Origin of the sequence: Streptomyces sp. NPDC002133 (assembly GCF_040296405.1) — a bacterium.
Lineage (GTDB): Bacteria > Actinomycetota > Actinomycetes > Streptomycetales > Streptomycetaceae > Streptomyces.
Map to the genome: position 1 here is coordinate 215905 of NZ_JBEOXF010000002.1, position 19875 is coordinate 235779.

The window sequence follows — 19875 nt, forward strand, 5'->3', positions numbered from 1 at the left end:
GTCCACAAGTGCCGGACGGGCTCCGTACGTGCCGGTAGCCCAACTGCCGGACCCGCCCGACGCCTGTCGGCACCTCGGGCGCCGGACGGGCCTGAGATGAGCCGGTGCCCTCCGGAGCCGGGCCGAGTGGACGCCGCTCTCCAACGCCCGTCGGGCTCTTTCGGAGGCCGACGGTGGAGGAACCTCCCGCCCGCCAGGACGTGGGGGAGCGGCCCGGGGCGGAGCCCCGAAAACCAGCTTCACCGCGGTCTCCCCACGCCCGCAGGGCGTGGGGAGGAGCCTTGGGGCCTCGGGGCGGAGCCCCGACGCGGGAAGGGCCGGGGTGGGGCGGAGTCCGATATGCGGCCCCGCGCCCCGCTACCGTTACCCTGCTGGCGCAGGACATCGCGCCCGGAACGGGCGGGCGGGGAAGCAGGGGAACGCAGTGGACACGACTTGGCCCGCCAATGAACTCGAAGAGGTGCTTGCCGCGTCGCTCGGCAATCCGGGCGCCGGCGCCCGTCTCGTCGAGGTGCTCGGGCGGAGCCACATATGGGTGCCACTGCCCAACGGCGGCGGACCCGACAGCCCCAGCCTCGACCTGCCGACGGTGGACATCGACGGAGCGCCGTACGTGCCCGTCTACAGCTCGCAGCAGCAGTTCCTGCAGTGCGTCGGCGACCACATGCCCGGCACCGTCGCGCCCGCGATCGAGTTCGCCCGCGGCCTCCCCCCGCAGCTCGGGATCGCCGTGAATCCCGGCGGCGCCGTCGGCGTACCGCTGCCGCCACCCGCCGTCGCCGAGTTGTGCAGGAGCGGGCGCACGCCCCTGGACGGGGGCGCCGGCGGGGGCAGGGTGCGGCTGTTCGAGCCTGACTGGCAGGACGAGCCGATCGACTTTCTCGCCGCCGCCGCAGGCGAGTTCGAGGAGACCGGCGTCGTCCAGACCGCCCGCCGCGTCCTCGCCAGCGTCGAGGGCGACGCGCCGACGCTGTTCATCGGTGTACAGCTCTCCGCCTGGGAGGGCCACCACCGCACCGCCCCGATGGACGCCCTTGGCCGTGCGCTCGGCCGCGCGGCCGTGAAGTGGCCGGTCAACCTGGTTCTTCTGGACATCGCCCAGGACCCTGTCGGCGACTGGATGCTCAACCGGGTGAGGCCCTTCTACATCCGGCAGCACCCGCACTCGCACGCCCATCCGCACGTGTAGTCGTCAAGTCGGTGTCAGTATCGCCGCTTAAGCTGGTTTGATGACGTGGCCGCCGCACTTGCCCGGTGCGGCCGCACACTCCATGGCGGATCGAAGAGGGGCGGGACCCAGAGTGAGTGCGTCAGGCACCGCGGCGGCCGGGCAGGTCGAGCACATGCTGCGCCAGGTGACGCCCGGACGCTATGACGCGTACGAGGCGCTGCTGCACGCCCTCGCCGAAGGCCGGCTCTGGATGCTGCTCTGGCACGGCCGGGCGGGCTCCCCCGACGCCCAGTACGGGAACATGGAGGTGGACGGCCAGGGATACGCCCCCTGTGTCACCTCCGCCCAGGAGCTCGCCGCCTCCGGCTGGAACCGCGCGCACGAGGTCGTCACGGGCACCGACGTCGCCCGCGCCCTCTTCCCCGACCGCTGGGGCATCTGGCTCAATCCGCATGCGCCGGGCGGCGGCGTCGGCATCCCCTGGCCCGACCTGCGCCGGATCGCCACCGGCCTCGACCGGATGCCCGCGGGACCGCTGCGGCTGACCGAGCCCGCCATCGAGATCCCCCAGTTCTACGCCCTGCTCACGCAGAACGCCCACCGCACCCCGGCCGTCCGCTCCCTGCGCAGAGCCTGGGTGCAGCCCGCACTCGGTGCCCCGTATCTCGCGATCGGTCTCGATCTCTACGACACGGGGCAGCAGTCCGTCGACGCCGTCCGCACGATGATGCAGCAGTCGATCGCCGCGGTTCCCGACGGGCTCCCCGTCTCCACGGTCGCCATGTCCGACGAGTACGACCCGGTGACGATGTGGCTGCGGGCCAATGCCCGCCCGTTCTACGACCGTGAGGCGCACGGCGCACCGCCCCAGCAGTCCGGGTACGGATACCCTCCCCCTGGCCTCGCCGGGGGGACCTCCAGCCAGTACCACTGACCCACCCCGCCCGGCCGTCCCACGACCGCAGGCCGACATTTCGTCCACCTGCCGGCCCCCTGCTCAACAGCGTCTTGTGTCCGGGAAGTTAACCGAAGCGCTGCGATGTCCGGCAACCGCCCGATTTGGCATGTGTCCGGGTCTCAGGTCGGTATCACCGCTATGCGGACTGTTCTCTGGTCTGGGACTCGTGAGTAGTGTTCGGCCGGTCAAGACCACACATGGCGACCCAGGGGTGGACCCATGCGAATATTCAAGTCCCGAGCCGCTCGGGCGATTACGGCGGTCCTTGCGGTCGGCCTCATCGCCACCGGCTGCTCGAGTGAGCGTGGCACGGACGGCGAAAAGGGTGGGGCCAAGGACACCTTTGTCTTCGGTGCCCCGGGTGACCCGGGCTCGCTCGACCCGGCCCTCGCGAGCGACGGAGAGACGTTCCGCGTCACCCGTCAGGCCTTCGAGGCCCTGCTCGAGCACGAGTCGGGCGGCAGCGAGCTTGTCGGCGGTCTCGCCGAGAAGTGGTCCAGCGACCCGGCCGGCAAGGTCTGGACGTTCAACCTGCGCAAGGGCGTCAAGTTCCACGACGGCGAGGCGTTCAACGCGGCCGCGGTCTGTGCCAACTACGACCACTGGTTCAACTGGACGGGCACGTACCAGTCGAGCGCGGTCTCGTACTACTGGCAGACCATCATGGGCGGCTTCGCGAAGAACGAGGACAAGGAAGCGCCGAAGCCCAACTACAAGTCCTGCACCGCGAAGGACGAGAACACGGCGGTCATCGAGGTCAACGAGACCTCCGCCAACCTGCCCGGCGGCTTCTCGCTCCAGGCCCTGGCGATCCACTCGCCGAAGGCGCTCGCCGAGTACAAGAAGCAGGACGCGACCGCCAAGGGCGACGCGATCACGTACCCCAAGTACAGCCAGGAGGCCGGCACGGTCGCCGGCACCGGCCCGTACAAGATCACGAAGTGGAACAAGGGCAACAAGGAAGTCACCCTTGAGCGCTTCGACGACTACTGGGGCGACAAGGCGAAGGTGAAGAACCTCGTCTTCCGCACGATCGACACCGAGGACGGCCGCCGCCAGGCGCTGCAGGCCGGCGACATCGACGGATACGACCTGGTCGCGCCCGCCGACATCAAGACGCTCGAGAGCGCCGGCTTCAACGTGCCGACCCGCGACGTCTTCAACCTCTTCTACGTCGGTATGTCCCAGGAGAAGCTCCCGGCGCTGAAGAAGCCGGCGGTGCGTCAGGCCATCGCGCACGCCATCGACCGCGAGAACCTGGTCAAGACGCAGCTGCCCGAGGGCGGCAAGGTCGCGACGCAGTTCATGCCCGACACGGTCGCCGGCTTCTCGGAGAACGTGACGAAGTACCCCTTCGACACGGCCAAGGCCAAGTCGCTGCTCGCCTCCGCCAAGGAGAGCAACCTCGCGATCGAGTTCTGCTACCCGACCGAGGTCACCCGCCCGTACATGCCCGCTCCGCAGGACATGTTCGAGCTGATGAAGGCCGACCTGGAGAAGGCCGGCATCAAGGTCACCCCGAAGCCCATGAAGTGGAACCCGGACTACCTGGACGCCACCGAGGCCGGCTCCTGCGCCCTGCACATGCTCGGCTGGACCGGTGACTTCAACGACGGCTACAACTTCATCGGCACCTGGTTCGCCGAGTACGACAAGCAGTGGGGCTTCAAGGACGCCAAGGTGTTCGCCGACGTGAAGGCCGGATCGGTCGAGGCCGACGCGACCAAGCGCACGGAGCTCTACAAGAAGGCGAACGAGACCATCATGGCGTACCTGCCCGGTCTCCCGATCTCGTCCTCGCCGCCGGCGATCGCCTTCGGCAAGAACGTCAACCCGCCGAAGGTCTCCCCGCTGACGCAGGAGAACTTCGCCGAGGTCTCCTTCAAGTAACACACCGCATGGGGTCCGCCCGGCCACGGAACACCGGTGGCCGGGCGGACCCGCATCTCATTGCCGTACCACTCGTACTACACACGTAAGAAAGGGGCATGCGGGGTGTTGCGACTCGTCGTACGACGACTGCTCCAGCTGATACCCACCCTGCTCGGCCTGTCGGTTCTGCTCTTCATCTGGCTGAACCGGCTGCCCGGCGGACCCGCCTCAGCGATCCTGGGCGAGCGGGCGACCGAAGCCGAAGTGGCGCGCATCAACCGGGCGCTGGGACTCGACCAGCCGCTCCACGTCCAGTACGGCCGCTTCCTGAAGCGGCTCTTCGAACTGGACCTCGGCACCTCGGTCCAGACCGGCCAGCCGGTGTGGGACGAGTTCGTGCTGCGCTTCCCGGCAACGGTGGAACTCAGCATTGCCGCCATGATCATCGCCATCGCGGTCGGCATCCCGCTCGGCTACCTCGCGGCGCGCAAGCGCGGCGGCTGGCTCGATGTGGCCTCGGTCTCCGGATCGCTGGTCGGGATCTGCATCCCGGTCTTCTTCCTCGCACTGCTCCTCAAGGGCATCTTCGCCGTCGAGTTGGGCATCTTCCCCAGCTTCGGCCGCCAGACCACCGGAATCGACGCGACCTCCGTGACCGGTTTCGCCGTCCTCGACGGAGTCCTCACCGGGGAGTTCGACGCCTCCTGGGACGCGATCATGCACCTGGTGCTGCCGGCGCTCGCCCTTGCCTCCATTCCGCTCGCCGTGATCGTCCGTATGACCCGGGCCAGCGTGCTGGAGGTCCTCGGCGAGGACTACATCCGCACTGCCGAGTCCAAGGGGCTCGAGCGGAGGGTCGTCCGCGGTCGGCACATCATGCGCAATGCGCTGCTGCCCGTGGTCACCACGATCGGCCTCCTCACCGGCAGCCTGCTGTCGGGTGCCGTGCTCACTGAGTCGGTCTTCTCCTTCGGTGGCATCGGCGACTTCATCCGCAAGGCGATCGACGCCCGTGACTACCCGGTGCTCGTCGGCTTCATCATGTTCATCGCGACCGTGTACGTCCTGATCAACCTGCTGGTCGATCTCGCGTACAGCGTCATTGATCCGAGGGTGCGGGTGCACTGATGAGCCTGCAGACAACCAAGACGTCCAAGATCGACCGGCTCGCCGAGCTCACGGCGAAGACCGAGTCGTCGAGCGGCGCGAGCCTGTGGCGCGAGGCGTTCCGCCGACTGCGCGGCAGCAAGATGGCGATCATCGGTGCCGTGATCATCGGGGCGTTCGTCGTGGTCGCGATCGTCGGCCCGTGGTTCGCCCCGTTCACGCCGACCGAGCAGACCTGGCGCGGCGAGGTCTTCCCCAACCAGGGCAGGTTCGTCGGCCCGCGCGGCGAGAACTGGTTCGGCCTGGACCACCTGGGCCGCGACATGTTCTCCCGGATGCTCGTCGGCGCCCGGCAGACGCTGCTGGTCGGTGTGGTCTCCATGCTCATCGGCCTGATCATCGGTGCCGTGGTCGGCGCCGTGTCGGGTGCGGCGGCCACCCTCGGCGGGCGCACGGGACAGCGCATCGACGATGTCGTCATGCGTGTCACCGACATCATGCTGGCGCTGCCCTCGCTGCTCCTGGCGGTCTCCATCGCCGCGGTGATGGGCCAGTCGCTGACGACCGTGATGATCGCCGTCGGCGTTGTGCAGGTGCCGATCTTCGCCCGGCTGCTGCGCGGTTCGATGCTCGCGCAGGGCGGCAGCGACTACGTGCTCGCGGCGCGCGCCCTCGGCGTGCGCAAGCGGCGCATCGTGATGACCCAGATCATGCCCAACTCGCTGAGCCCGGTGATCGTCCAGGCGACGCTCAGCCTCGCCACCGCCATCATCGAGGCCGCGGCGCTGTCGTACCTGGGCCTCGGCAACCCCGACCCCGCCATCCCCGAGTGGGGCGTCATGCTCTCCCAGGCGCAGCGCTTCTTCGACAACGCGCCCATGATGGCGGTCTATCCGGCGGTCGGGATCATCATCACCGCCCTCGGCTTCACCCTGCTCGGCGAGGCCATGCGCGAAGCCCTCGACCCGAAGCTGCGAGGTTGATGTCAGTCATGCCACTGCTCACTGTGGACGAACTCACCGTCACCTTCGGCGGACGCGGCCGCAAGGACGTCAAGGCCGTCAACGGGGTCTCCTTCTCCGTGGACCAGGGCCAGGTCGTCGGCCTGGTCGGCGAATCGGGCTGCGGAAAGTCCGTCACCTCGCTGGCCCTGATGGGCCTGCTCCCGCGCAAGGGCGTCACCCTCGGCGGGCGCGCGGACTTCGACGGCGGCGACCTGCTGTCGATGAGCCAGTCGAAGATCCGTGATCTGCGCGGCAGCAAGCTCGCGATGATCTTCCAGGACCCGCTGTCCTCGCTGAACCCGGTCATCCCGATCGGCGTGCAGGTCACCGAGATCCTCCAGCGCCACCGCGGCATGAAGGGCGAGGCCGCCCGCAAGGAGGCCGCGCATCTGCTGGACCGGGTCGGCATCCCCGACCCGACGCGCCGGCTCAAGGAGTACCCGCACCAGCTCTCCGGCGGCATGCGGCAGCGCGCCCTCATCGCCATGGCGGTGGCGTGCGCACCGCGACTGCTCATCGCCGACGAGCCGACCACCGCACTGGACGTCACGATCCAGGCGCAGATCCTGGAGCTGCTCAAGGAGCTGGTGGACCAGGAGGGCACCGCGCTGCTGATGATCACCCATGACCTGGGTGTCGTCGCCGGTCTGTGCGACGAGGTCAACGTGCTGTACGCGGGCAAGGTCGTCGAGTCGTCGGGCCGGCGCGAGCTGTTCGCGCACCCGACGCATCCGTACACGCACGGACTGCTCGGCTCCATCCCGCGGCTCGACGCCCCGCGCGGCGAGCCCCTCAACCCCATCCGCGGGTCCATCAACGACCAGATCGCCTGGACCGAAGGATGCGCCTTCGCGCCGCGCTGCGACCGCTACGAGATGGGCTGCCTGACCGGTACGCCCGAACTGACCGAACCACGCGAAGCCGGACACCAGGCCCGCTGCGTCAACCCGGTCCTGGCCACGACGGAGGTCTCGGCATGAGCCTGCTCGAACTCGACGGAGTGAAGGTCCACTTCCCCGTCAGGAAGGGCATCCTCTTCGACCGTACGGTCGGCCACGTCTATGCCGTCGACGGCGTCTCGCTGTCGGTCGAGGCGGGCCAGACGTACGGCCTCGTGGGCGAGTCCGGCTGCGGCAAGACCACGCTCGGGCGGGCGGTGCTGCGGCTCGTCGACATCACCGACGGCGAGGTCGTGCTGGACGGTACGGACCTGGCGAAGCTCCCCGAGAAGGAGCTGCGGTCGTTCCGGCGGCGACTCCAGATGGTCTTCCAGGACCCGCTGGGCAGCCTCAATCCGCGGCAGAACATCGAGTCGATCCTGAGCGAGGGCATGGCCGCGCACGGGATCGGCGCGAACCAGGACGAGCGCCGGGAGAAGATCAAGGAGATCCTGGCGAAGGTGGGGCTGCCGTCGAACGCCCTGTCCCGCTACCCGCACGAGTTCTCCGGCGGCCAGCGCCAGCGGATCGGCATCGCCCGGGCGCTGGTGCTCGAACCGGACGTCATCATCTGCGACGAGCCGGTATCCGCGCTGGACGTGTCGATCCAGGCCCAGGTCATCAACCTCCTGGAGGAGCTCCAGGAGTCGATGGGCCTGACCTATCTGGTCATCGCGCACGACCTCGCCGTCGTCCGGCACATCTCGGACGTCATCGGCGTGATGTACCTGGGCTCGCTGGTGGAGGAGGCGCCGAGCGACGCGCTGTACGCCGAGCCGAAGCACCCGTACACCAAGGCCCTGATGTCGGCGGTGCCGGTGCCGGACCCGGAGGTCGAGGACCACCGCGAGCGCATCCTGCTGGTCGGGGACCTTCCGTCGCCCGCGAACCCCCCTGCGGGCTGCCGCTTCCACACGCGCTGCCCGTGGAAGCAGGACACGCTGTGTGCCACGGACCGGCCCGAGCTGAGGGACCTGGGCTCCGGCCACAAGGTGGCGTGCCACTTCGCGGCCGAGATCGCCTCCGGCGAGATCACCCGCACCTCGGGCGAGGTCGTCCCCGCGGTGCGCGAGGGTGTGGAGGACGCTCAGGTGGATGTGCCGTCGGCGACCTCCCCGACCCGGACGGAGGGCGTCGAGGACGCGGTCCGGGAGGACGCAAGCGAGGACCCGGCCACACAGGACGCGAGCGGGGACGCCGACGACGACGCGCTTCCGGCCGAGGCCGAGGCCACGGTTCCGGCGCCCCGCGAGGAGGCGGCCACGGACGACCCCGAGGGCTCCGAGGACCCGGACGAGGCGGCCGATGCCGGTGAATCCGGCGAGTCCGACGACCGGGACGACCGCGAGGGCTCCGAGGACCCGGACGAGGCGGCCGATGCCGGTGAATCCGGCGAGTCCGACGACCCCGGCGAGTCCGACGGCTCCGGTGAGGTCTCGGAAGCGCCGGCGAAGCAGTCGAGCTGAGCCGTGGGGCCCGGGGGGCCCGGGGACCGGCCACGGTCCCCGGGCCCCTGGTCCGTGGGCGGTCGTTCCGCGGTCCGTTCCCCTGCCCCGGGGGTGGATCGGGCCCCTGACGCGCAGCCTGCACAATTGAGCGGTGCTCCACGAACTGTTCACGCCCTCCGTCCAGCATGTGCTCGACCTCGCGGGGATCTTCGTCTTCGCCATCTCCGGCGCTCTTCTCGCCGTACGCAAGAACTTCGACGTCTTCGGCATCGCCGTCCTCGCCGAAGCCACGGCACTGGGCGGCGGACTGTTCCGGGACCTGGTCATCGGCGCCGTGCCGCCCGCCGCGTTCACGGATCTCGGCTACTTCCTCATGCCGCTCGTGGCCGCCACGCTCGTCTTCTTCCTGCACCCCGAGGTCGAGCGCATCCAGGGGTCGGTCAACGTCTTCGACGCCGCCGGCCTCGGCCTCTTCGCCGTCACCGGGACGACCAAGGCGTACGAGTACGGCCTGGGCCTGACCGCCTCCGCGACCCTCGGCCTCGCCACCGCCGTCGGCGGCGGTGTGGTGCGTGACGTGCTCGCCAACGAGGTGCCGTCGCTGCTGCGCTGGGACCGTGACCTGTACGCCGTGCCCGCCATGGTCGGCGCCACGATGGTCGCCCTGTGCATCCGCTTCGACATGCTCAACGCCATCACCAGCGGCCTTGCCGTGCTGACGGCGTTCCTGATGCGTCTGCTGGCCATGCGCCTGCACTGGCGGGCGCCGCGTGCCTGGAACCGCCGGTCAGCCGCCGCAGAGGAGGCCTGAGCCCACTCGCCGAAGAAAGCTACCGCTTAGTAGTTATCTGTTGTACGGTTCAGGTATGGCACAGGTGGCACAGGCAACCATCGGGAACAGCGAATTCGACCGCGACACCGCTGTCGCTCTGCGAGACCCGGACGTCCCGGGCGTGTACGACGCGGAGCTCTCCGCCGGCTGGACGATCATCCACGCCGTCAACGGCGGCTATCTGCTGGCGCTGCTCGGCCGTGCCCTCGGCGATGCCCTGCCGCACCCGGACCCCTTCAGTGTCTCGGCGCACTACCTCAGCCCGTCCGCTCCGGGGCCTGCCGTGATCCGCACCGAGACGATCCGCACCGGGCGCACCCTCTCGACCGGCCAGGCCTCCCTCTTCCAGTACGCGCAGGACGGCACCGAGGTCGAGCGCATCCGCGTCCTCGCCACCTACGGCGACCTCGACGGCCTCCCCGACGATGTCCGTACGACCGCGAAGCCGCCGGCCATCGCGCCGTACGAGCACTGCCTCGGCCCGTCCGACGGCCCCGCGCCCGCCATCCCCGGCTCCTCGGCGATCACCGAGCGGCTGAACATCAAGCTCGACCCCGCCACCGTCGGCTGGGCCGTCGGCGCGCCCTCGGGCAAGGGCGAGATGCGCGGCTGGTTCGGGCTCGCCGACGGCCGCGACGCCGACCCGCTCTCGCTGCTGCTCACGGTCGACGCGCTGCCGCCGACCTCGTTCGAGCTGGGCCTCAAGGGCTGGACCCCGACCGTCGAGCTCACCACCCACGTACGGTGCCGCCCGGCCCCCGGCCCCCTGCGGGTCGCCATCACCACCCGTAACCTCGCCGGCGGCTTCCTCGAGGAGGACGCCGAGGTCTGGGACAGTGCTGACCGCCTGGTCGCCCAGTCCCGCCAGCTGGCCAAGGCGCCGCTGACGACTGCCTAGGACGGCTCGGGGGCTCCTTCCCGAGTCAGCCCGTACGGAAGTGGCGGCCGATCGCCGCGGGTCAGCTCGGCCGGCGCGTCCTCCTGGACGAGATGGCCCGCCCCGTCGATCAGCCGCAGCCGCGCCCGGGATCAGGGCCGCGAGCTCATGGGCCTTCGTGACAGGAATCCACGTGTCCTCGGCACCCCCTATCGATCCCGGGGGCCGCGGCCAGCGTCGTTCTCCAGCCAGTGACGGCGGCCCAGCGAGACCAGACGCAGACGGTCGCGGGCTGCTCGGGCGACGTCCTCCTCGACCGGCAGTCCGTCGGTGTTCCCCCCGGTCCCGCCCGCTCCACCGGTATCACTGGCCCCGCTGGTCTCCTGGGCCTCCAGGAAGGCAGACGCGGTCATCACCATGTGGTCGACGTACATCCCGGCAAGCATCCGCACGTCCGCCTCGCTCCAGCCCGCGGAGGCCCGCTCCCGGGCGAGTGCTTCGGCCACCTCCTCGGTGAAGCGGCGCAGTTGGGTCGCGATGGCCGCGCGGACCCGGCCGACGCCTCCGTGCCGTTCGCGCGCGATGAAGCGGAAGTGTGCCGGCTGCTCCCGTACATGACGGGCGATGAGATCGACGGTGCGCTCGATCCGCAGCTCGGCGTCGCCCGTCTCCGCCAGGATCTCGCCGATGAGCCCGTGGAGGCTGCCGAGGGTCTCCTCGACCAGTGCCACGCCCAGCTCCGCGAGATCCGCGAAGTGCCGGTAGAACGCGGCCGGTGCCACCCCGACGGCCCGGGTCACCTCGCGCAGTCCCAGGCTGCTCAGGCTCTGCTCCTCCAGGAGCCGCAGTGCCGCGTCCAGGAGTGCCTGACGGGTCTTCAACTTCTGGGCCTGGCGGATGCCGACGGTGTGACTCATGACATTCAGTAAACAACTGTTCTCCGGTTCCGGGAAGACTAGACTGATTAGTCAGTGAACAGTTGTGCTCCAATTCGTTCCGCGAAAGGCTGATGATGATCGCCCTCGTCGCCGCGCTCCTTCTCCTGGGAGTCCTTCTGGGTGCCGTGGCTCAGATTCCGCTCCCCGCGTCCGTCGTCGCCGCCGCCGTCATCGGCGCCTGGCTGCTCGTCTTCGCCGTACGTGAGCGGCTCGCACGCCGCCGCGCCCACTGACCTCCCGGGAGCCGGACCATGGAACTCGCCCCCTCCGCCCGCCGGTTCGCCGGGCCGACACGGGACGCCGACGGCATGGCCGTCGCCGCGTTCGTGCTCGGTCTGGTCGGCCTGCTCGTGATGAACGTGATCCTCGGCCCCGCCGCGATCGTCCTCGCCGGACTCGCCCTGTTCCGTGGGACCGCCCGCCGTGGCCGTGCCCTGCTCGGCCTGAGCCTCGGCGTCGCCGATCTGGTCGTCCTCGCCGTGCTCCTGAGCGGCAACGGGACGGTCGCCTGGCACTTCGGCGGCTGAACCGGGTCCGTTCGCCGGTGCGTCCGCGCCGGAGCGTGTGACCGTGCCTGCCTGCCTGCGCGCGTCCGTGCCCGTACGGCTCGCCCCCTGAGCACATACGGACCGACGCACGGACACGTACGGCCCGACTCACGGACACGTACGGCACGACTCACGGACAAGCACGGACCGACGCACGGACACTGACGGCCCGACTCACGGACAAGCACGGCCCGGCCCGGGAACACCGGGCGAACCGGCCGGCAGGTGAGCGCCGGGCCCGGTGCCGCCCGTGGCCGACCGGTCCGCACCCCGGCGGCGCAAGCCCGGCGTCCGGCGGCTCGTAGAATCGTGGGCACCATGGCTTACCTCGACCACGCCGCGACCACTCCGATGCTTCCGGAGGCCATCGAGGCGATGACCGCCCAGCTCGCCCTCACCGGCAACGCCTCGTCGTTGCACGCCGCGGGCCGCCGAGCCCGCCGTACCGTCGAGGAGGCCCGTGAGACGCTCGCCGAGGCGCTCGGGGCGCGACCCAGCGAGGTCGTCCTCACCTCCGGCGGCACCGAGGCGGACAACCTCGCCGTCAAGGGCCTCTACTGGGCGCGCCGCGACGCCGACCCGCGTCGCACCCGCGTTCTGGCCGCGCCCGTCGAGCACCATGCCGTGCTGGACGCCGTGCACTGGCTCGGCGAGCACGAGGGCGCGAACGTCGAGTACCTGCCCGTCGACCGGTACGGACGCGTGCACCCCGAGGCGCTGCGCGAGGCGATCGAGCGCGACCCGGACGACGTGGCCCTCGTCACCGTCATGTGGGCCAACAATGAGATCGGCACCGTCATGCAGGTCCGCGAACTCGCGGACACTGCAGCGGAGTTCGGCATTCCGATGCACTCCGACGCCGTACAGGCCTTCGGGCAGCTCGACGTCGACTTCGGCACGTCCGGCCTCGCGGCGATGACGGTGAGCGGCCACAAGATCGGTGGCCCGTACGGAATCGGCGCCCTGCTGCTGGGCCGCGAGTACAGTCCGGTGCCGGTCATGCACGGCGGCGGTCAGGAGCGCCACGTACGCTCCGGAACCCTCGACGTGCCCGGCGTCGCCGCCTTCGCCGTCGCCGGTCGGCTCGCCGCCGAGCGGCGCGCCGACTTCGCCCGTGAGATCGGCGGACTGCGCGACAGGCTCATCGAGGCCGTGCACAGTGCCGTACCGGACGCGATCCTCGGCGGCGACCCGGAGAACCGGCTCCCGGCCAACGCCCACTTCATGTTCCCCGGCTGCGAGGGCGATTCGCTGCTGCTGCTCCTTGACGCCCAGGGCATCGAGTGCTCCACCGGCTCCGCGTGCACGGCCGGCGTCGCCCAGCCCAGCCATGTCCTGCTGGCCGCCGGCACCGACCCGGACCTGGCCCGCGGCACACTCCGCTTCAGCCTCGGCCACACCTCGACGGATGCGGACGTCGAGGCGGTCGCGAACGTCATCGGCCCGGCGGTCGAGCGTGCGCGGACGGCCGGGCTCAGCTGAACCGCGGACGGCCGGCTCGGACGGCCGGCTCGGTCGGCCGCCGGGCTCAGCCGGCGGCCGGGCACGGCCGACCCCGGGACTCAGCTCGCGGTAGTGGTCGCGGGCTCCGGCGGAGCGGCAGCGGCCTCGCGCACCAGCCGTATGTACCGGTCCCAGTCCCAGTGCGGACCGGGATCGGTGTGGTCCGTACCAGGCACCTCGACATGGCCGATGATGTGCTTCCGGTCCACCGGCATCCCGTACCGCTTGCATATCCCGGCCGTGAGCCGCGCCGATGCCGTGTACATCGCGTCCGTGAAGCCCTCGGGCCGGTCCACGAAGCCCTCGTGCTCGATCCCGATGCTCCGCTCGTTCATGTCCCTGTTCCCCGCGTGGAACGCGACGTCGAGCTCGCGGATCATCTGGGCGATCCGGCCGTCCTTGCCCACCACATAGTGGGTGGCCGCGCCGTGTCCCGGGTCCTTGAAGACCTTCAGGGCGGTCGGATAGCTGCCCTGGACGACATGGATCACGATCCGGTCGATCGTGTAGTCGTCGGGCCGGTCCGCCCGCCGCCAGTTCGCCCGGGCCGCCGCCGTCCACGCCGCGCCCGCGTGGTCGAGCTCCCCCTCCACCCGTTTCTTCTCCATGCCCGGCATCCGCCACCAGGCACGCTTCAGCTCGTCCCGAGCCGCCACCCCCACCCCGACGAGGGCCGCCCCGCCGCCGATCAGCACGGCCCGACGGCCGACGCCGCCCTGCGCGGCCTTGCCCCTGCTCCCCATGCCAGCCCTCTCCACCTGCCGCGCCACCGCCGTCCGGCCCGCATCAACCTCCCGAACGTTTACTCGCGCGCCTTCGGTTCCCGTGGCCCCGTACCCTGGTAGGGCTATGACTCAGACACCCCAGCGCCCCCTCCGTGTGCTCGCCGCCATGTCCGGCGGTGTGGACTCCGCCGTCGCCGCCGCCCGTGCCGCCGAAGCCGGGCACGATGTCACCGGGGTGCACCTGGCCCTGTCCGCGAACCCGCAGTCCTTCCGCACCGGAGCGCGCGGCTGCTGCACCATCGAGGACTCGCGCGACGCCCGCCGCGCCGCCGACGTGATCGGCATCCCGTTCTACGTCTGGGACCTCGCCGAGCGCTTCCGCGAGGACGTCGTCGAGGACTTCATCGCGGAGTACGAGGCGGGCCGCACGCCCAACCCCTGTCTGCGCTGCAACGAGAAGATCAAGTTCGCCGCGCTGCTGGACAAGGCCCTGGCGCTCGGCTTCGACGCCGTGTGCACGGGCCACTACGCCACCGTGGTCGTCCAGGAGGACGGCACCCGCGAGCTGCACCGCGCGAGCGACATGGCCAAGGACCAGTCGTACGTCCTCGGTGTGCTCGACGAGCGGCAGCTCGCCCACGCGATGTTCCCGCTCGGCGACACCCTCACCACCAAGGACGAGATCCGCGCGGAGGCCGAGCGCCGCGGTCTCGCGGTGGCGAAGAAGCCCGACAGCCACGACATCTGCTTCATCGCCGACGGCGACACCCAGGGATTCCTGGCCGGCCGGCTCGGCAAGGCCGAGGGCGACATCGTCGACGAGTCCGGCACGAAGCTGGGCAGCCACGACGGCGCCTACGGCTTCACCATCGGCCAGCGCAAGGGCCTGCGCATCGGCCACCCCGCCCCCGACGGCAAGCCGCGCTACGTCCTGGACATCTCGCCCGTCAGCAACACGGTGACGGTCGGCCCCGCCGAGGCCCTCGAGGTCACCGCCCTCACCGCGATCAAGCCCCGCTGGTGCGGCACTGCCCCGGCCGGTCCGGGTACGTACACGGCGCAGCTGCGCGCCCACGGCGGCGAGACGTCGGTGAGCGCCGAACTCGTCGAGGACTCGGAGCTCCGGGTCACCTTCGCCGAACCCGTGAGCGGCGTGGCGCCCGGCCAGGCGATCGTCCTGTACGACGGGACGCGCGTCGTCGGCTCGGCGACGATCGCGACGACGACGCGGCGCGGGGCGGACGCGGTCGTCGCGGGCCGTGGCTGAGCCGACGATCCGCGTCCGGGCGCGTCCGCCCGAGTGCTGAACCGTCCGGCGGCCGGGCGCCGCCGGAGGCATTACTGAAGGAACGCGCTGCGATGGGTCGGCTGCTGCGGATACGGGCTCCTGGCGGCTCGCTTCTCACCGACCGTCCTGTTGGACGCGACCGGTGCGGTGCGCGTCCTCGTGCCCGCCTGCCTGAGAGAGGGCCGCCACAGGGCCGACGACGGCGGCGTGGTGCGGTGGCGCGCACTCGCCTGGCGGGGAGGCCGGGCCATGGTGATCTGGCGTACGAGCTGCTGGAAGCAGGCCAGGGCCGCGATGGGCGGCAGCGCGACCGAGGCCATGTCGGCGAGGCTCTTGGGGGCTTGAGCCACACACAGCGCCGTGGCGATCGTGCTGAAGAACACGACGACGATCCAGGAGTGCAGAGCTCGGCGCCGGTGGATGCACGCGCGCAGGATGGACAGCGAGGCGACCATCCAGGGTCCGTACACCAGGAACGGCCACCACGCGACCATGCCGGGAGACGTCCCCGGCTCGGCGACGCGCCGCAGAGGCTCAAAGGCGATCACGCCCCCGAGAACGCTGACCATGGAGACGATCACGGCGGCGAGTGCGGCGATGTACAGGCTGATGGTCTGCAGCGGCGTACGCCCGGGTTTTCGCGCAGGGCCGCGTCGCCGGTGGCCGGGCGCGGGGCGCTGGCGGGGGAGTTCGGCCGTGCTCTCGGTCATCCAGGCGAATGCATCGTCGTCCTCCGGCCCAGCCGGTTCTTCATAGCCGTAGGGAAACGCGCCGGATTGATTCGCCTCCGCGGTCTGCAGGAGTTCCGCCAGTTCTTCGGCGGGGTCCCAGGACGCGTCAAGAGCCTCCAGGCCGAGTGGAGCGAGCGGCTGCTGGCCGCCCAACGACGGGTGGGCATCCTGGGGTGCGGTGGCGTAAGGGTCCATCCAGGGGGTGAAGCCTCCGGTGTGGGGGTGGGCGCCGGCAGAACCGTACGAGCCGGGCTCGTTATACATGGACGCTTCGCCCCGTCCCCTCGTCACCGTGTCCGGCGGGCGATGGGTGGGCTGCGTTCCAGAGTCGGTGGAAATTGGCCTGGATCTGGCCGATCGCTGTCAGAAAATCCCCCAGCACCGAGGAGGAGTACCTCAGTTCGATCTGCCGGTCGGCGTAGCGGAGCGTCGGCGCGCACTCCACAGATGCAGGGGTGAAGATCCATTCTCCCCGCCCGAGCGCTGGGGAACCGGCCGTATTCCAGGGGGTAGTTGCTGTTGGATGCTGTGCTTTCGTCATATTCCAAACAACGACCTCGGCGCCGGTCGTGGTGCCCGGCAATCGGGTGACGTAATCGCTGTATACAGCTGATAAATCAAGAAATCTTGATCGGGTTTTCGCAACATTGCGAAAGTGTCCGTATTGCTCCATCGGTGGAACCGTCTTGGTGATCATCGGAACAGTCCCCCGGTGCCGGTGCGGTACTTCTGACGTGGTGGAGGACCTCGGACATCGCTGGGGCGCCTGCGGTCCGGACGGCGCGATCGGAGTGCACCGGGCCGTGATGCGACTGTCCCCCGTATGGGTGAACTGTGCGACGAGGGTGGTGCGCCCGGGAGTCGCGTCGCGCGCCTTGAGCGGGTCGGGGCCGTTGAGTTGGAGGACCTGTCCATCGCGACCTGAACCTGAGTCGCAATGCTCCCGCGGGGGGTGGTTTCTGTGTGTTGAACACCCAGCCTGTTTGCGGGACCGATCCGCTCCGTGTTCGCGGACGCCTAGTTGACCTTCGCTAACCTCGCTCCGCGATCGTGCAGGTCGCGCAGGTGTGCATGGGGAAAGCAAGGAGAACGACGGGGGATGGCGAACGTGTCCCATTCGGAGCGCTGGCAGGAGCTGTTCGACCTTGATCCAGGTCCGGGCGCGGAAGCGACGGGTGCAGGCAAAGCCAGGATGTCTCCCGCTTCGGCTGCCGGTTCGGGTTCGGGCACCGGCAGGCTGAAGCACAGCGGAGGACCGTGGACGAGCGCGTCGGGTACCGCCGGCACCTTGCGGACGAACACCGAGAGGATCCGGAGCCGTCTCCGCCCGGCGCATGAGGGCGTTGCGACGGGTGCCGCGGGCCTGACCTCCGTGACCGAACTGAACGCCGTACTCAAGTCCTGGGAAGAGCGCCTGGTCGCGGTGCGGGACGAGTGCGATCACCTGCACGGTGCGCTGCTGAAGGTCGCCAAGGAGATGGGGGAGACCGAGGCGGCGGTGAAGCAGTCCTTCCGGGCCGTTGACAAGGCGGGTGAGCGCCGGTGACCGGAGCGGCACTCACCTGGCAGCAACTGCGGGATCTGAGACTGCCCGAGCTCGAGGGCGCAGGCGACGGCTGGAACGAGGTCTCCGGACAGTCGGACGGGGATCGCGTCCAGGTCGACCGGGCGATGACGGCGAGACTGCGGGACACCCAGGAAAGCGAATCCGCGGAGGCGGCGCTCGGGCGACTGCAGCGGTTGAGTCGCAACTTTCAGTACCTCCACACCGAGTGTGGCCTCGTCCGTACCGCGCTGAACGGTCTGGCCGCAGACGTGGCGGAGCCGCAGCGCCGGCTGAAGCAGGCCTTGGAGGAGGCGGCCGAGCTGGAGTTCGCGGTTCACGTGGACGGCTCCGTGAGTTGTCCGGCCGCCACCGCCGACACCCTGACCGGACCGCAGGAGGCCCCCGCGGGGAGGGCTCGGGGGAGCGCACGGCTCCCGCTGGAGCCGCCCCGCCTCGGCGAGAAGTCCCCGTCCCCGCTCCATCCGGGTCTCGAACCGCTGAACCCGAACGCGGCGAAGGCGCAGGACATCGCGGACCGTATTGCCCGGGCCGTCCGGTCCGCAGCCGAAATCGACGGCAGGTACGCGAAGGCGCTGAGCAGGCTGAGAGCGGCCAAGGGGCTCGATGTCACCGAGGCCACACTGGAGGACGCGGCACGCGACACGGCGGCGGTCCGGTCCACCGCGGGCATGTACCTCGGGCGGGACGTTCCCGAGGACAAGTCCCCGGCAGAACGCAAGGAATGGTGGGACGGGCTCACCGAGGAGCAGCGCCAGGAGTACCTGAACGTCGCTCCGGATCTGGTCGGTGGGCTCGATGGGATTCCGGCGGTGGCGCGCGACGAGGCGAACCGTAATTACCTGCCGGTGCTCATCGACAGACTGGCGGGGCAGGACGACGAGGACGCTCGTATGAAGGTGGACGCGCTTCGCAAGATCGAGGAGAAGCTGAGCAAGTCCAGCCACCCGCCCATGTTCCTTTTGGGAATCGGGGAAGAGGGCAACGGCCGCGCGATCATTGCGTACGGAAATCCGGACACTTCACGGAACGTGTCGGCGTATGTTCCAGGTCTGGGCACCAAACTGGACGACGAGTTCGTCAGGGACACGCTGAAGCGTGCCGAGGACACGGTCAAGGGTGCGCAGCGGTACGACAAGTCCAGCGCGGCGATCGTCTGGCTCGGCTACGACGCCCCGCAGGACGTGGACGTTATGGGTACCGCTGACGCCGATCGAGGGGCTCCTGCGTACAACAAATTCATGGCCGGACTGGAGGCAACCAACGAGAACAAGGATCCCCATCTGACGGTGATCGGCCACTCCTACGGTTCACTCACTGTGGGGACGGCGGCGAAACAGTCAGGCGGGATTCCAGGAGCTGACGACATCATCCTGCTCGGCAGTCCCGGTGTTGGTGTCGACAAGGCGGGGGAACTTGGCGTCGACCGGAGTCGCGTCTTCGTTGGTGCGGCTGAAAATGACCCGGTAACCACATTGCCGTCGAAGGGCGAGATGGCTCTGGCGGGCCCTCTGGGCTCGTTCGTCCATCGTGATGCCTTCGACCTGAGGAATGACGATATCTACTTCGGTAAGGACCCGGCGAGTGAGGCCTTCGGTGCACGTCGTTTCAAGGTAGACGAAGGGCCACGTCCCTTACTTGACCTGGGTGCCTTCGATGCCCACTCCCAGTACTTCACGCCAGAGAAGGACAGAGTGTCCGCAGACAATATCGCCAGGATCGTCTCAGGGGAGTACGACATCAAGACCGAGGATCATCGATGAATCGAGTGGGGCGGGCGATGGGCGTGGCCATTCCGATGGCCCTGGCAGGCGCCCTTTTCTCCGGGTGTGGGCTTCTGGGAGACGCCAAGGAAAGCAAGGGTGCTGCAGTCGGCGTGGATATGCAAGAAGCGGCAGAGCGTGCCGATGCGATGCTCGACGCGACGATCGCTGCGGTCGTACCGAAAATCCAATGGACCCATGACACCACGACGATCGGAAGCTGTGATCTGTCCCGATATCGGACGGTGATGACGATTATTTCCGAGCAGCGGCGTGGAAATTTTCTTGGAGTCATTGAGCGATTCTGGCAGAAGAGCGGATATAAAATCACCGACGTGAATAAGAGCAAGGCGCATCCAGCCATCTTTGCCACGTCAGCCGATGGATTTGGGATCAGCCTGATCATCGGCGACAGGGGGCAGGCGTTCTTCGAGGTCGCCACACCGTGCGTGCGAGAGTCCGAGGTAGCAGACCCGACGGCCGAGCCCAATGGCCCGGACTATGCGGGTGGCGAGATTCCCTACCCCGACGTGCGTTCCGATTTCTGGTCCGCTGAAAGCCCTGCCGTGGTCGCCTCTCCGCAACGTTGACGGACGCCGCCCCGTATG

The 19875-nt window shown here is 69.4% G+C and carries 20 protein-coding genes and 1 pseudogene; 16 read left to right on the top strand and 5 right to left on the bottom strand.

Going from position 1 to position 19875, the window contains the following annotated elements:
- Positions 1-424 precede the first annotated feature (424 nt).
- From ABT078_RS03345 to ABT078_RS03385, 9 genes are all read left to right on the top strand, one after another.
- Positions 425-1189: an enhanced serine sensitivity protein SseB gene (locus tag ABT078_RS03345; protein ID WP_351223288.1), complete on the top strand. Its 765-nt coding sequence runs from the start codon at positions 425-427 to the stop codon at positions 1187-1189.
- Positions 1190-1301: 112 nt separating this feature from the next.
- Positions 1302-2105, top strand: a complete 804-nt coding sequence (locus tag ABT078_RS03350) for an enhanced serine sensitivity protein SseB C-terminal domain-containing protein (RefSeq protein ID WP_351223290.1) — start codon at positions 1302-1304, stop codon at positions 2103-2105.
- 243 nt (positions 2106-2348) lie between these two features.
- On the top strand, positions 2349-4019 hold the full coding sequence (locus ABT078_RS03355) for an ABC transporter substrate-binding protein (protein ID WP_351223292.1): 1671 nt from the start codon (positions 2349-2351) through the stop codon (positions 4017-4019).
- Between the two features lie 105 nt (positions 4020-4124).
- Positions 4125-5129, top strand: a complete 1005-nt coding sequence (locus tag ABT078_RS03360) for an ABC transporter permease (RefSeq protein ID WP_351223294.1) — start codon at positions 4125-4127, stop codon at positions 5127-5129.
- Positions 5129-6091: an ABC transporter permease gene (locus ABT078_RS03365; RefSeq protein ID WP_351223296.1), complete on the top strand. Its 963-nt coding sequence runs from the start codon at positions 5129-5131 to the stop codon at positions 6089-6091. Before ABT078_RS03360 ends, ABT078_RS03365 begins: the two co-directional genes overlap by 1 nt.
- 8 nt (positions 6092-6099) lie before the next feature.
- Positions 6100-7092, top strand: coding sequence for an ABC transporter ATP-binding protein (locus tag ABT078_RS03370; RefSeq protein ID WP_351223298.1), 993 nt, complete (start codon positions 6100-6102; stop codon positions 7090-7092).
- Positions 7089-8516, top strand: a complete 1428-nt coding sequence (locus tag ABT078_RS03375; RefSeq protein ID WP_351223300.1) for an oligopeptide/dipeptide ABC transporter ATP-binding protein — start codon at positions 7089-7091, stop codon at positions 8514-8516. The genes ABT078_RS03370 and ABT078_RS03375 overlap by 4 nt, the downstream gene beginning before the upstream one ends.
- 133 nt (positions 8517-8649) lie before the next feature.
- On the top strand, positions 8650-9309 hold the full coding sequence (locus ABT078_RS03380; RefSeq protein WP_351223302.1) for a trimeric intracellular cation channel family protein: 660 nt from the start codon (positions 8650-8652) through the stop codon (positions 9307-9309).
- A gap of 55 nt (positions 9310-9364) precedes the next feature.
- The gene (locus tag ABT078_RS03385; RefSeq protein ID WP_351223304.1) at positions 9365-10228 is read left to right on the top strand and encodes a thioesterase family protein; all 864 of its coding nucleotides are present in this window, start codon (positions 9365-9367) and stop codon (positions 10226-10228) included.
- On the opposite strand, the pseudogene ABT078_RS03390 reads toward ABT078_RS03385, so the two are convergent.
- Both ABT078_RS03390 and ABT078_RS03395 read right to left on the bottom strand, forming a co-directional pair.
- Positions 10225-10414, bottom strand: a pseudogene (locus ABT078_RS03390) (alpha/beta fold hydrolase); the annotation flags it as partial. The gene ABT078_RS03385 and the pseudogene ABT078_RS03390 overlap by 4 nt on opposite strands.
- A gap of 2 nt (positions 10415-10416) precedes the next feature.
- On the bottom strand, positions 10417-11124 hold the full coding sequence (locus ABT078_RS03395) for a TetR family transcriptional regulator (protein ID WP_351223306.1): 708 nt from the start codon (positions 11122-11124) through the stop codon (positions 10417-10419).
- Positions 11125-11186: 62 nt separating this feature from the next.
- Here ABT078_RS03395 and ABT078_RS03400 point away from each other — a divergent pair, with 62 nt between their 5' ends.
- From ABT078_RS03400 to ABT078_RS03410, 3 genes are all read left to right on the top strand, one after another.
- Positions 11187-11378 carry a hypothetical protein gene (locus ABT078_RS03400; protein ID WP_351223772.1) on the top strand — a complete coding sequence of 64 codons (192 nt, stop codon included), beginning with the start codon at positions 11187-11189 and terminating at the stop codon, positions 11376-11378.
- Positions 11379-11396: 18 nt separating this feature from the next.
- Complete coding sequence (locus tag ABT078_RS03405; protein WP_351223308.1) at positions 11397-11672, top strand: DUF4190 domain-containing protein; 276 nt, start codon at positions 11397-11399, stop codon at positions 11670-11672.
- 339 nt (positions 11673-12011) lie between these two features.
- A complete protein-coding gene (locus ABT078_RS03410) occupies positions 12012-13175 on the top strand; it encodes a cysteine desulfurase family protein (protein WP_351223310.1) in 1164 nt (387 codons plus the stop codon).
- 80 nt (positions 13176-13255) lie between these two features.
- On the opposite strand, the gene ABT078_RS03415 is transcribed toward ABT078_RS03410, so the two are convergent.
- Positions 13256-13939, bottom strand: coding sequence for an N-acetylmuramoyl-L-alanine amidase (locus ABT078_RS03415; protein ID WP_351223312.1), 684 nt, complete (start codon positions 13937-13939; stop codon positions 13256-13258).
- A gap of 106 nt (positions 13940-14045) precedes the next feature.
- On the opposite strand from ABT078_RS03415, the gene mnmA reads away from it, so the two are divergent.
- A complete protein-coding gene (gene mnmA / locus ABT078_RS03420) occupies positions 14046-15188 on the top strand; it encodes a tRNA 2-thiouridine(34) synthase MnmA (protein ID WP_351223314.1) in 1143 nt (380 codons plus the stop codon).
- 71 nt (positions 15189-15259) lie between these two features.
- Here mnmA and ABT078_RS03425 read toward each other — a convergent pair whose 3' ends face one another.
- Both ABT078_RS03425 and ABT078_RS03430 read right to left on the bottom strand, forming a co-directional pair.
- A complete protein-coding gene (locus ABT078_RS03425) occupies positions 15260-16204 on the bottom strand; it encodes a DUF2637 domain-containing protein (protein WP_351223316.1) in 945 nt (314 codons plus the stop codon).
- Positions 16197-16637 carry a hypothetical protein gene (locus ABT078_RS03430; protein ID WP_351223318.1) on the bottom strand — a complete coding sequence of 147 codons (441 nt, stop codon included), beginning with the start codon at positions 16635-16637 and terminating at the stop codon, positions 16197-16199. Before ABT078_RS03430 ends, ABT078_RS03425 begins: the two co-directional genes overlap by 8 nt.
- Before the next feature lie 675 nt (positions 16638-17312).
- Between ABT078_RS03430 and ABT078_RS03435 the strand changes: the two genes are divergently transcribed.
- Genes ABT078_RS03435 through ABT078_RS03445 form a run of 3 tightly spaced genes read left to right on the top strand, consistent with a single transcriptional unit; the run spans position 17313 to position 19857 of the window.
- Positions 17313-17486: a hypothetical protein gene (locus ABT078_RS03435; protein ID WP_351223320.1), complete on the top strand. Its 174-nt coding sequence runs from the start codon at positions 17313-17315 to the stop codon at positions 17484-17486.
- Positions 17483-19267: an alpha/beta hydrolase gene (locus ABT078_RS03440; RefSeq protein WP_351223322.1), complete on the top strand. Its 1785-nt coding sequence runs from the start codon at positions 17483-17485 to the stop codon at positions 19265-19267. The genes ABT078_RS03435 and ABT078_RS03440 overlap by 4 nt, the downstream gene beginning before the upstream one ends.
- Positions 19264-19857: a hypothetical protein gene (locus ABT078_RS03445; RefSeq protein WP_351223324.1), complete on the top strand. Its 594-nt coding sequence runs from the start codon at positions 19264-19266 to the stop codon at positions 19855-19857. The genes ABT078_RS03440 and ABT078_RS03445 overlap by 4 nt, the downstream gene beginning before the upstream one ends.
- Positions 19858-19875: the final 18 nt, after the last annotated feature.